This is a genomic window from Frankia umida, assembly GCF_023242945.1.
GTDB lineage: Bacteria > Actinomycetota > Actinomycetes > Frankiales > Frankiaceae > Frankia > Frankia umida.
In genome coordinates this window covers 188,188-199,964 of record NZ_JALKFT010000005.1, presented here as the reverse complement: position 1 = coordinate 199,964, position 11,777 = coordinate 188,188, and the positions used below count along the sequence as shown (strand labels likewise).

General features: G+C 70.9%; 11 protein-coding genes, 1 tRNA gene and 1 riboswitch. Of the genes, 7 read left to right on the top strand and 5 right to left on the bottom strand.

From position 1 onward, the window contains the following. Positions 1-35: 35 nt before the first annotated feature. Positions 36-878, bottom strand: a complete 843-nt coding sequence (locus MXD59_RS07330) for a hemerythrin domain-containing protein (RefSeq protein WP_248824006.1) — start codon at positions 876-878, stop codon at positions 36-38. 182 nt (positions 879-1,060) lie between these two features. On the opposite strand from MXD59_RS07330, the gene MXD59_RS07325 reads away from it, so the two are divergent. Then, positions 1,061-1,489, top strand: a complete 429-nt coding sequence (locus MXD59_RS07325) for a hypothetical protein (protein WP_248824005.1) — start codon at positions 1,061-1,063, stop codon at positions 1,487-1,489. A gap of 95 nt (positions 1,490-1,584) precedes the next feature. On the opposite strand, the gene MXD59_RS07320 is transcribed toward MXD59_RS07325, so the two are convergent. Then, positions 1,585-2,367, bottom strand: coding sequence for a PhzF family phenazine biosynthesis protein (locus MXD59_RS07320; protein WP_248824004.1), 783 nt, complete (start codon positions 2,365-2,367; stop codon positions 1,585-1,587). Positions 2,368-2,537: 170 nt separating this feature from the next. Between MXD59_RS07320 and corA the strand changes: the two genes are divergently transcribed. The 3 genes from corA to MXD59_RS07305 all read left to right on the top strand — a co-directional run bounded on the left by corA (position 2,538) and on the right by MXD59_RS07305 (position 6,197). After that, positions 2,538-3,866 carry a magnesium/cobalt transporter CorA gene (gene corA / locus MXD59_RS07315; protein WP_248824003.1) on the top strand — a complete coding sequence of 443 codons (1,329 nt, stop codon included), beginning with the start codon at positions 2,538-2,540 and terminating at the stop codon, positions 3,864-3,866. A gap of 282 nt (positions 3,867-4,148) precedes the next feature. Then, entirely contained in the window at positions 4,149-4,535 is a 387-nt protein-coding gene (locus tag MXD59_RS07310; protein ID WP_163548335.1) for a hypothetical protein, read from the top strand. A gap of 386 nt (positions 4,536-4,921) precedes the next feature. Next, positions 4,922-5,100, top strand: a riboswitch (cyclic di-AMP (ydaO/yuaA leader). Between the two features lie 125 nt (positions 5,101-5,225). Beyond that, positions 5,226-6,197: a C40 family peptidase gene (locus tag MXD59_RS07305; RefSeq protein ID WP_248824002.1), complete on the top strand. Its 972-nt coding sequence runs from the start codon at positions 5,226-5,228 to the stop codon at positions 6,195-6,197. A gap of 760 nt (positions 6,198-6,957) precedes the next feature. On the opposite strand, the gene MXD59_RS07300 is transcribed toward MXD59_RS07305, so the two are convergent. The 3 genes from MXD59_RS07300 to MXD59_RS07290 form a co-directional block, all read right to left on the bottom strand. Continuing rightward, positions 6,958-7,608 carry a PHB depolymerase family esterase gene (locus MXD59_RS07300; protein WP_248824001.1) on the bottom strand — a complete coding sequence of 217 codons (651 nt, stop codon included), beginning with the start codon at positions 7,606-7,608 and terminating at the stop codon, positions 6,958-6,960. A 92-nt stretch (positions 7,609-7,700) separates the two neighbouring features. Continuing rightward, positions 7,701-8,540, bottom strand: a complete 840-nt coding sequence (locus MXD59_RS07295; RefSeq protein ID WP_248824000.1) for a type 1 glutamine amidotransferase — start codon at positions 8,538-8,540, stop codon at positions 7,701-7,703. Continuing rightward, on the bottom strand, positions 8,537-9,787 hold the full coding sequence (locus tag MXD59_RS07290; protein ID WP_248823999.1) for a Mur ligase family protein: 1,251 nt from the start codon (positions 9,785-9,787) through the stop codon (positions 8,537-8,539). Before MXD59_RS07290 ends, MXD59_RS07295 begins: the two co-directional genes overlap by 4 nt. A 558-nt stretch (positions 9,788-10,345) precedes the next feature. Between MXD59_RS07290 and MXD59_RS07285 the strand changes: the two genes are divergently transcribed. The 3 genes from MXD59_RS07285 to MXD59_RS07275 all read left to right on the top strand — a co-directional run bounded on the left by MXD59_RS07285 (position 10,346) and on the right by MXD59_RS07275 (position 11,724). Beyond that, positions 10,346-10,843 carry a tRNA adenosine deaminase-associated protein gene (locus MXD59_RS07285; RefSeq protein WP_248823998.1) on the top strand — a complete coding sequence of 166 codons (498 nt, stop codon included), beginning with the start codon at positions 10,346-10,348 and terminating at the stop codon, positions 10,841-10,843. Continuing rightward, positions 10,836-11,330 carry a tRNA adenosine(34) deaminase TadA gene (gene tadA, locus MXD59_RS07280; RefSeq protein WP_308301665.1) on the top strand — a complete coding sequence of 165 codons (495 nt, stop codon included), beginning with the start codon at positions 10,836-10,838 and terminating at the stop codon, positions 11,328-11,330. Before MXD59_RS07285 ends, tadA begins: the two co-directional genes overlap by 8 nt. Positions 11,331-11,637: 307 nt before the next feature. Next, positions 11,638-11,724: transfer RNA gene (locus MXD59_RS07275), tRNA-Ser, on the top strand. Positions 11,725-11,777: the final 53 nt, after the last annotated feature.

Genomic DNA, 11,777 nt, shown 5'->3' with positions numbered 1-11,777 from the left:
TCACCATACGGTCAGGGTCACCACCCCCCGATCGACTATCCGCCACCCACCGATCGTGCCCGCTCACCGGCTGCGGCGGTGGCGCCGTCCGCGGGCGATCCGCCGGCCGGCCTGGCCGCGGGTCCCGCGGCACCGGCCGTGGGATCGGTGGTGGTGACGGTGAGGGTCTCGGCGGGCCACTCCGGGGCCGGTGCGGTCGGGCGGCCCAGCAGGTACCAGCCCCAGAGACCGGCGGGCGCCGGAGCACGAACGGGGGCGCCGGCCACCTCACGGGCATCCATCACATCCAGCAGATGATCGATGGTGCCAAGCAGCCGGACGGTGGCGCTTCCGCCGAACGGGCCGCCGTGCCCGAGATGCGGATGCGGCCGGCTCGGGGCGTGGCGCATCGCGGCGGAGAACCGCTCCCGCAGGCGGGTGCGCTCGCTGTCGGACAGCGTCCGGTCGAGCTCGTGCAGCAGCGCGTTCTCGGTCTGGGCATGCTCGGTGAGCAGGACCGCGAGGTCCCGGCGCAGGCTCGTGACGCTGGCCGCCGGACGGTTGAGATCGCCCTGCACGTACTGCTCGATGCCGCGCATCACCGAGGAGCCGCGCCGCGCCAACCGGCGCAGCTCCGCCACCCGCGCTCGCCCGCCGGGCACGTTGCGCGCGCACATCGGGTAGACGACGGCCTCCATCGCGCTCAGATGCGCGGAGATCGCCGCGACGGCGACGTCGTTGGCCCGCAGCACCTGCCGCGGATCGCTGGGCGTGGCGTTCGCGCCCCCCGGATCGGCCGCGCCCCCTGGATCGACCTCGGGCGAGCCACCGGCCAGTTCGATCAGGTGGAAGGCATCCGCATGCGCCGAATCCACCAGGGTCGCCAACGCCTCAGCCATGATCACCTCGTCGAACGGACGAATGGAGTAGCGGATCACTGTCAATACGTCGAAGATACGCCCTGCTCACGACGACCGCATCTGGAAAATGTCTACACAAAGTAAGCGGGCACCGAAGAACGCGTGCCGAACTCGAGGTGCATATGTGTACCCTGAGAAAGATTTCCACTACTGTGGCCGCCATGGCCGTCAGGAATGTCCCCCTGATCCAGAACCAGCCCACACCCGACCAGCCGGTGCGAGAGCAGTCGCGGCTGGTCCGGGAGCAGGCGGTCTTCGCCGCCCGCTCACGCCTGACCGACGCCCGGCGGCGTTACCTCAACCATGCGCTGCCCCCGCTGGGCAGTCTGCTCGTGCGCCATCAGATCGCGGTGGCCGACACCGTCGAGTGGCCCTGGGCACGCGTGTCCGGCTGGCCGCATCCGGCGCTGCTGCACGGGCGCAGCCTCAGCGACGGCGCGCACCCCTCGCTCACCCACGTCCGGATGGGCCTGCCGCTGCGCATCCACAGCGTCGACATCGTCGACTGGGCCATCATCGACGCCCGCGGCGAGATCACCGAAGGCGCGTGGACGCGCATGCTGCGCTCACCCGCCGAACCGCCACTCTGACGAGCGGGTAGCCGTCCGCGCGGGGAGTAGCCGTCCGCGCGGGGAGTAGCCGTCCGCGCGGGCAGGAGAGGAGAGGCGCCGCTGGCGGGTGGGGCTCAGTCGGCGAGGAAGTCGTCGAGATGGTCGATGTGGAGGGTCTCGTCCTCGACGACAAGGCCGCCGATGTCGGCGAAGCCCTCCGGGCCGGGCCCGGCCAGCACGATCGAGCCGATGCCGTGGCGGATCGTCAGCCGGCGCTCGAGCCGCGCGGCGAGCAGCATGGACGCCGACCCACACGCCTCGTCCTCGGCGACACCGTGGCGCTCCCCGAACGCACGCGCCCGCACGACGCCGGCCTGTTCGTCCAGCCAGGCCCAGACCTGCACGAGATCGTCCTGTTCGGGGCGTGGCAGTGTCAGCTGCTCGACCTCGGCGGGGCTGCCCACCTGGCGGTGCGTCCAGCCGGTGACACCGGTGAGCGCCGTCCGGGTCCACACCCGGCCCTGGTCCTGCCAGCTCACCGCGTCCCCACCGGCCAGGCGCAGGACCGCCGGATGCCCGCCCAGCAGCCGGGCGATCAGCCACGCGGCGCCGACAAGGGCGTCCCCCGCGGTCGGCACCTGCCGGTCAGGGGTGTGCACGGCGAGTTCCGCCTGCTCCAGGTCGTCGACGAAGACGGTCGCGGGCACACCGAGCCGCCGTGCGATCTGAGCCCGTTCCCGCTGGTCGGGCAGTAGTTTGGCGGCGTCGAGCACCACCGCGAGCAGGCTGCCCGCCGCGCCGGTCTCATCGGCGAACACCCGCAGCCTGCGTACCTCGATCTCGGTCACCCGTACCTCCGTGGCTGGCGCCGGGCCGCCCGTGGGCCGCCACGGCAGTGTGCGCGTCACCTTCGCCATCACGCTCGCCATCCCACGGCACACCCGCGCATCCGCGCGGAAAACCGAGGACGGATCCTCTTACCCGACCGGGACCCTGCCCGGCAGTCCCGGCCGCCTTGTCACGATGGCAACCGGTACGTCAGAACCGCCAACGGTACGCCGATGGCCTGGAAGGGGGCGACGAAGCGATGACACAAGGCGACGCCGCGGACAACAACGGTGTGGACATCTCCAGTACGGCGAACACCACCGGACAACCTCACTTCTCGACACCGCACGGCGGCGGATCGGACGACTCCGACCGCTCCGACCGCTCCGACCGCTTCGGCCCGGCCGACCCGTCCGGTGCGCTCGACCAGTCGGGGTCGCAGGGTGAGCATCCGGTGCTGGACGCGTTGGAGCACGCCTCGGCGAACGCCCACCGGCTGGCCGGCGCGCTCAGCCGACCGGCGGTCTCGCTGGTGCGGGTCGGCCGCAAGCGGCGCCGGGCCCGCGCGATCATCCGGCAGTCCACGCCGGACGGACGGGTGATGGCCTGCGGGGTCTACAGCCACGGCAAGCGGGTGACGATGGACGTCAACACCGCCGACGCGCTCCGGCTCGCACGCGACGAACGGGACGGGTTCGCCTGGCTGGGCCTGTTCGAACCGACCTACGAGCAGCTCGCCGAGGTCGCGCAGGAGTACGGACTGGACAAGCTCGCCGTCGAGGACGCCGTCACCGGCGGGCAGCGACCCAAGCTCGAGCAGTACGAGAACCACCTGTTCATGGTGCTCAAGACCACGACCTACGTCGCGCACACCGAGGTGACCGGCACCTCGGAGGTGGTCACCACCGGCGAGATCATGATCTTTCTGGGGGAGGACTTCGTCGTCACGGTGCGCCACGGGCAGCACGGTGAGATGTCGAAGCTGCGCCGTCGGCTTGAGGCCGCCCCGGAGATGCTGCGCCACGGCCCGACCGCCGTCCTGCACGCGATCTGCGACAGCATCGTCGATGACTACGTGGACACCGTCGAGAAGATCCAGGTGGATGTCGACCAGATCGAGGCCGGGGTGTTCCGCCGCGAACACACCCCGTCCACCGAGTCCGCCTACCAGATGAAGCGGGAGCTGCTCGAGCTCAAGCACGCCGTCCAGCCGCTGACCGGACCGCTGCGCAGCCTCATCCTGGACCGGCCACGAATGGTGGACGTCGCGATGCGCCGCTACTTCCGCGACGTCGCCGACCATCTCGAGCAGGTCAGCGAGCGGATCTCGCACTTTGACGAACTGCTCTCCTCGGTGCTCCAGGCCACACTTACCCAGCTGACCATCGCGCAGAACGAGGACATGCGGCGGATCAGCGCCTGGGTGGCGATCGCCGCCGTTCCGACCGCGCTCGCCGGAATCTACGGAATGAACTTCGAGCACATGCCCGAGCTGCGCCAGACCTGGGGTTATCCCGCGGTCCTGAGCGTGATGGTGGTCGCCTGTCTGCTGCTGTACCGGGCGTTCAAACGTAACGGCTGGCTTTAGCCGGCCCGAAAGTGACCTGCGTCATTGACGCCGGCCGGGAACCGGTGCCCCGCAGCGCATGCCCATACAAATAGCGCCCAAACCGCCGGTACGCCGCAAAACACGCAGCCAGCCGGTGGTCCATGGTTCATTTTTACTATCAGTTGACAGTGCCGACGTATCCGTACGATGGGTTACATTCGGTCGTCGCCGTCGGCTACCGTAACCATCCGTGTCGGAGCGACCGGGCCTCGTCTCCGCGGCTCGGCACAGCCCCCGATCCCCCACCCCCCAGGGGAGCTCATGCCCTCGTCTGACCCCGCCCGGCGAGCGACCACCCCCATGCCCGACCGCGGTGATCTGATCGTCGAGCTGGTCGGCCGCCTGGAGGTCCTCGACGGCCTGTTGAGCCGGTTGGAGGAAGCCGAGCGTCAGGCCAAGGACGCCAGCGAGTTCCTCGCCCGCACGCGCGACTGGCAGGAGGAGACGGTCCGCACCATCCAGGAGGAGCGGGCCCGGATGCGCCAGCGCCAACGCGCCCTGGACGCGCTCGCCGACCGTGCCCGCGCCGCCGTCGCCTCCCTTGCCCACCAGCGTTCGTTGCCCGGCGAGGTCCAGCTGCTCGCCCTCGAACTCCAGATGCTCGACACCGCCGGCTTCCTCTCCCGCCGCGGCCGGACCCCCCGTTGACGCACCCCTCGGATCTGCCTGATGGGCATGAACCACGGCCCGGGCGGCCCGCTGCACGGCCCCGGCTCCGCGGTTACCGGGTGCGACCGAGGCCGTGTCCACCTGTGGGTGTCCAATCGGGGCGACCCGGCTGCGGACACCCGGTTCCACGACGTCACGGCATCGATCCGGGGGTTGGCGACCACCTCCCATCCAGGCGTTTTCGCGTGCTGGGACAGCCTGATCGGCTCGGCCAGGCGGCACTTGTGGTGGCCCGGGCGCGGGCACTTCAGTGCACACTGCCTGTAGTTGGGAGGAGCTAGTGTTTACCCGCACCATCCGAGTGGACTAGTCTCACGCCGACGAAACGACAACACCGGGCCGAACGCCGAATCCTGCCCCCGGCCCCGGTGTCCCCTCCGAGTCGTCATCTGGGGCAGGAGCGGGGGACCCATCCTCCACACCGGCCAGCACCGAACCGCGGTGCCGGCCTAGGGGTGAAGTCCGCAGCGTGAAGGTCACGCCGCGGGCCGGGCAGCCCAGCCCGAACCCGACAGCTCACTTCGCAGGCGTACGGGAAGGAATACATCGTTGTCCGCACAAAGCGTGCAGCTCGACGAAGATTCACGCGTCGCGGGTCGCGGCCGTCACCGTGCCCCGTCCCCCACGCCGGTCACCCGTAGTCGGGGCCGGGCGCGTGCCTTCGCCGCGATGACCACCGGGACCGTAGCGGTCTCCGGAGTGGCCCTGGCTGGCTGTGCCACCGACGTCCACGCCGACCAGGCGCGCGACGAGTCGACGAACACCGCCCCGGTCACTCTCGCCGCGCAGATCGGCTCGCGAGCCGCCCTCGGCGGCAGCATCGCCGCTGCGGCGATCAGCTCCGACGGTTCCGTCGGCACCACCCTGACCACCACGACCGTCGACGCACCGCCCCTGGCGGGCAAGGTGCAGGTCGGCCTGCGGGTCACCAACCCGAACGTGACGGTCACCCCGAACGAGCCCGTGGACATCGGCTTCTCGCTGTTCAACGAGGCCACCCACGAGCCGCTGGCGAACCAGCTCGTCAAGGTGCAGGTCAAGCTGCCCACCGGCTGGGCGACCTTCAAGCACCTGTACACCAACGACCAGGGCTACACGTCGTACACGGCCCGGGTGCTCACCACGACGAACGTCACCGCGATCTTCGACGGGACGGACGCCCTCCAGTCGGCGCACTCGTCGAACGACGCCACCCTGCAGGTCGCGCAGCCCGCCCCGGCGGCGGCCTCGCGCACCCGCGGTGCGATCATCGACAACGTCTCCGTCGACGTGGACGTCCCGCTCCCGGCGAACTCCATCGGTGAGAAGGCCGTCTACCTGGCCTCTCTGCAGGCCGGCAAGCCCTACGTCTACGGTGCCGACGGCCCGAGCTCGTTCGACTGCTCCGGGCTCGTCCAGTACGTCTACCGGCAGCTGGGCAAGACCCTGCCGCGCACGACGGACGCCCAGTTCGCCGCCACCACCCGGATCTCCATGTACAACAAGCAGCCCGGAGATCTGATCTTCCTGGGTACGCCCGGCAACATCTACCACGTCGGCATCTACGCCGGCAACGGCAAGATGTGGGTCGCCCCGCACACCGGCGACGTCGTGAAGCTCCAGTCGATCTACACCACGTCGTACTACGTGGGCCGGATCTGACGACACCTTCGCCACCGCTTCGTCCGAGCCGGGCCCAGCGGCCACCCTCCCGCACGTCCCGAGGGTAGCCAGCAGCCTTTCCTGGACCTCGCGGCGCCTGCCGTGGACACGACCCTGACCTGGACGACTGACGCCGCCCGCGACCACCCCCCTCCGGCCGCGGTCAGGTAGCAGCCGTACACGTCCACGCGTCGGCACGTTTCGTACTTCTGGACACGTTCGGCACCATCCAGTGCCCTGGTCGGGCATGCTCCCCCGACCGGTCGTCCGGCAGCAGCACGCTGCCCTTACCGGGTCACCATCGTCGCTGACCCGGCCACACCCCAACCTGGCCGCTGATGACCCCGGCCATGCGACCGCCCCTCCCCGCCCGGCCGGCCATCGCCATGCCCTTGGCACCTGGCCCCAGCCGTACCCCGACCAGTCACTGCCGCACTCGACCGGTCGCCCCGCACCTGTCTGGCAGGAGCCGTCTGTTCCTTCCGGCCGGACGGACGTCAGATCTGCCCCCCCACGGGCGGCCGGGCCGCTCGGCGGCCGCCCCCCCCCCCCCCCCCCCCCCCCCCCCCCCCCCCCCCCGGGGGCGCCCCCCGGGCCTCCCATCCCCACCGGCCCACGTCCGGCCTTCTCTCCTGCGCCGACCCGCGTCCGGCCTTTCCCCTGCGCCGGGCCTCGTCCGACAGTTCTCTTCATCCGCCAGCCCACGTCTGACGGGGCGGACGGACAGGCCGGACGGGAAGGCCGGGGACGGGAAGGCCGGTCAGGCGGGCAGGCGGTGGCCTGAGGAGGCCTTCCAGAGGGTCTCGCTGACTTTTTTGTCCCAGTCCGTCTCAGCGACGCGTTCGACGGGGACGCGGCCGGCACAGGGCGACTGGGGCTCCTGGGTGAACTGGCCCACGACGCCCACGACGGCGAAGGCGGGGGTGCCTGCCGAGCAGACGGCGGTGAGGGCCAGCCGGGCGCCTTCACCGACGCCCCAGATGTAGATCCGATTCGGATCGATCTTGCTCTTCTTCGTCGACACGTAGTCGATGACGTCCCGGATGTAGCGGGCGTCGGGGCCGTCGGGGCTGTCGATGCGCCAGGTACCGCCGACGGCTTCGGGGTAGGCGACGGCGAAGGTCTTCTCGTTGGCCACGGAGCCGGCCTTGCTGTCATGGTCGAAGGTCTTGGCCGAGGTGTTGTCGTCGTGAAGGATCAGCACGAGCGGAATCGGCTTCTTGGGGCTGCCGGGAGCGTGCACATACAGCTCCCGGCCGGACGAACCGTAGCCCTTCGGTATCGCGTCCCGCTTGGTCTTCGGACCGCTGTCATGCTGGATGAAGACCCAGAGCACGACGACGACCGCCGCGACGATGTACCCGGTTCGTTTGTTCTTGCCCCACCAGCCGGCAAGGGGATTGGCTGCCACGGTCCCACGGAACCACACCGCCCCAGTCGAAACCCCGCAAACGTGTGATCGGACAACCGTGGCCCGACCACCACGAAGGTGCCGTTGGGCGGTCAGCCGGCGGTGAGCGCGCGGTGCCGGGCCTCCCGCAGTGCAACGGTTTCCGGCGGTCCGGACAGCGGCGGCAGCGTGCCATGTACCCAGGTCAGCAGCAGGTCCGCCAGCGCCGGATTCTGCGCCAGCACCGGCCCGTGCAGGTAGGTGCCCAGCACCCGCCCGTCCACGATCCCGTCGGTCCCCGCCGAGGACGAGCCGTCATCCGGCCCAGCCGTCCCACCGGCACGCCCGCCCGCGCCACCACCGGCAGCTCCGGCGGCACCAGCACCGCCGGAGCCGTCGCCGATGCCGCGGCGGACCGTCCCGAGGGGGAATCCCTGGCAGCCGGGCAGGCGCCTGGTCCGTCCGGCGTGGTTCTCGTAGCCGAAGAGGGTGGGCAGGCCGAGGCGGGGGTCGGGTTCGACGACGATGTCGCCGACGGCGCGCCCCGGCGGGGGGGCGTCCGGACCGGCGAAGGAACGGCGGGTCTCGATCCCGACCAGACCCAGCCCCTCGTGGATCTCCCCGCCGGACGGGAAGCTCTGACCGATCACCTGGTAGCCGGCGCAGACCGCGAGCACCGCCGCACCGCCGTGCACCGCCCGGGGGATCGCCCGGTTCTGCCGGATACCGTCGGCCGCGAGCACCTGCGGGGCGTCCTCACCGCCGCCGAGCAGGTAGATGTCGCACCCTTCGGGCACCGGCGAACCGGCGGGGACATCGACCCGTTCGACCGGCAGGCCACGCCAGCGCAGCCGCCGTTCCAACACGATCGCGTTGCCGCCGTCGCCGTAGGTGCCGAGCAGCTCCGGGTAGATCAGCGCGATCCGGGTCGTCGAGACGCCGCGGCGGCTCATCGGGTGCACCGCACGAGCAGGTCGCGGAAGGCGGTGTAGTTGGCGACCACGTCGACGACCTTCTCGTTGGCCGCCTGGGCTGCGTCCTCAGCGCTGCGGTGCACGCTGTGCGGCACCTCCGCGTAGGCCAGGCGCACGCTCATGTCCTCCTTGCGCTCCCCGGTGACGAGCACCTGCCGGCCGGCGAGCCGTTCGAGCGGGACGTCCCAGATCCACGAGGGGTCTCGGCCGTCGGCGGTCTGCGAGTTGAAGTCGATGACGACGGGACGCGGCGGGGCGTCGGCGAGCAGTTCCATCATCTCCACCCAGCCGGCGGGGTTCTTCGCGAGCAGCAGCCGCCCGCGCCGGCCCTGTTCGCCGAGGAAGACCTCCTGATAACGGCCCTGGACGTCACCCAGGCCGGTCATCGCGGCCAGCGCCGCCTCGACCTCCACGCCGAACTCGCGGGCGGCGGCGGCGGCCATCGCCGCGTTGCCGAGGTTCACCCGTCCGGGCAGGTCGAGGCGGGCGGGGACAGTGCGGCCGTACCAGCGCAGCTCCCGCGGCCCGATCACCGAGACGATCGGCTCCGGCCGGGCCAGCCCGCATTCGGACCACCAGCCGTTGGCGTTGCGGTGCAGCAGCCGGGCGCACTGTGGGCAGACCATCGCGTCCGCCGTCCAGTTCTGCCCCGCCGACACCCACACCTGCCGTGACCAGCCGGCCGCCGCCCACGCGACGAGGGGATCGTCCACATTGGCGACGACGGTCGTGTCGGGCAGTTCGGCGCCGAGTTCACGCCACATCGCGGCGATCCGCCGGGTCTCGTTGGACCGGTCCAGCTGGTCGCGGCTGATGTTGAGCAGCAGCACGACCCGCGGCCCGATCTCCCGGGTGACCTTCGGCAGCCAGATCTCGTCGACCTCGAGGGCCGCCGCCGCGTCGAACGGCGGCTTCGACAGGGCGGCGAACACCCCCGGGGCCATGTTCGCCCCGCCGCTGTTCGACTTGACCGGCCCCAGGGTGCCCAGCGCCCGCGCGAGCAGCCGGGTCGTCGTCGTCTTGCCGTTCGTGCCCGACACGCAGGCGGTGGGACGCCGGGAGCCGACCTCGGCGAGGGCCCCCGGGGACACCCGAAGGGCCAGTTTCCCGCCGATCATCTCCCCGGAACCACGGCCAAGCCGACGGGACGCCTCGGCGGCGAGTCGCTCCAGGGCAAGGGCGGCCTGCGTCCGGGCGGTGAACCTACGCGGAAATGATGTCGTCATCGCGCTTTCTACAGTGCCACGGCGACAGCCGGCACCGGACGCCGCCCCCGGATCCGTTCCGGTATCTCCCCGGCATCCGCTGTGCGCTGTGCGCACACTGCGAGCGGCTACCGTGAGCCGCCGTTCGACACCCCACCCCGCACGGACGGACTTGTTCGGTCCGTTACGCGCGGACTACCCGGATGTGCCCATGGGACCTTGGTGTAGCTGTCACCCGACTGGCACGGTAGAACTCACCCATTGGGGTGAACCGGGCCACCGGGATCCGGCTTCTGGAGTGAGAATCACAGGTAGTGCATGGTGGGACAGGTCGGTTAACTACCGGCGGCCATGCTGACCTGCGGTTTGACGACCTGGAGCTCGCTGTCGCGGGTGCCCGGGAACTTCGAGGTTCGCCGATCGGCGCTTCGGGGCACCGGCCCAGTGACCGGTCCACCAGACCAGCGGACCAGCCGGTCACCGGACCAGCCGGCCGTCGGACCTACGGGTCTCCCCGTCGGGCGGGAGTTCGGACCGGTCGAGCACCGACCGGTCGCAGAAGGGACGTGAGGGCACACCGTGACCACGAAGGCAATCGCGATCGCTCGGGAGCACGGCCACTGGTCCGTGCACGAACTCGACCCCGCGGACCTCGACGACCTCGACGCCCTCACCGACGCCATGCGCGACCTCGGTGACGCCTCCGTCGTCGCCTTCCTCGAGGAGGACGACGAGTACCTCGCGATCGTCCGCCTGGGTGACAAGCAGCTGGACCCGTCGGTCTTCCTCTCCGACCGCCGCGCCCTGGTCAGCTCCGACCTCGCCGGCCGTCTCTTCTCCGACGCGCTGCCCTCCATGGCCGGCCTGTCCACCGAGGACGACGAGGACGACGACGACTCCGCCGTCCTGCTCCAGGCCTCCCCCGTCGGTGACCTGGATCTCCTCGCCGACCTGGGTACCTCCGAGGAGGACCTGCTCGAACTCATCGGCGAGGAAGGCATGCTCCCCGCCGACCTGATCAGCGCCCTGAGCGAACGCGCCGGCGCCGGGGAGATCTTCGACGACGCCCGTGGCTGACTCGTTCAGTCACGAGGCGGCGATGGGCCTGGCGCTGGACCAGGCGCGTCTCGCTCTGGCCTCCGGCGACGTCCCGGTCGGCGCGGTCGTCCTCGCCGCCGATGGCACGGTGATCGGCACCGGCTACAACACCCGCGAGCGCGACGGCGACCCCACCGCCCACGCCGAGGTCATCGCCCTACGCGCCGCCGCCCAGGCCCTGGGCTCCTGGCGCCTGACCGGCACCACCCTCGTCGTCACCCTCGAGCCCTGCACCATGTGCGCCGGCGCCCTGGTCCTCGCCCGCATCGCCCGCCTCGTCTACGGCGCCGTGGACGACAAGGCCGGCGCCGTCGGCTCCCTCTGGGACGTCGTCCGTGACCGCCGCCTCAACCACCGCCCCGAGGTCATCCCCGCCATCCGCGCCCCCGAATGCACCACCCTCCTCACCACCTTCTTCACCACCCGCCGCACCACCAGCACCCGCCCCACCCCCACCCCCAGGTGATTTCGCGGATCAGGCCGACTTTCATGATCGGCTCCCGATTGCCGGCCGCTGGGCCTGATGTCCATCGCGGACACGATCACCCCCGCGACGACCCCCTTAGCCCACGACCCCCACGCGCCACCCCGTTTTTCGTTACATACCGTCACCATCATCGCCAAGCGGGTACCCGGCAGGCTCCGAACCGGAGCCGAGCCGCGAGCACGGCGGCGGGTGTGGGCCCGGATCGCGGCCTGGCCGTGGAGGGCTGGCGGCATCCGGTCCGGACCCGGCGAACCACATGCCCGGCGCGTCCGGTAGGCTCACCTACGGTGGAGTCGCCTAGTGGCCGAGGGCGCACGCCTCGAAAGCGTGTGAGGGGGCAACCCCTCCGTGGGTTCAAATCCCACCTCCACCGCACTTGTCATGTCGCAAGACACAGCTACAGGCCCGAACCCACCGGTGGGTTCG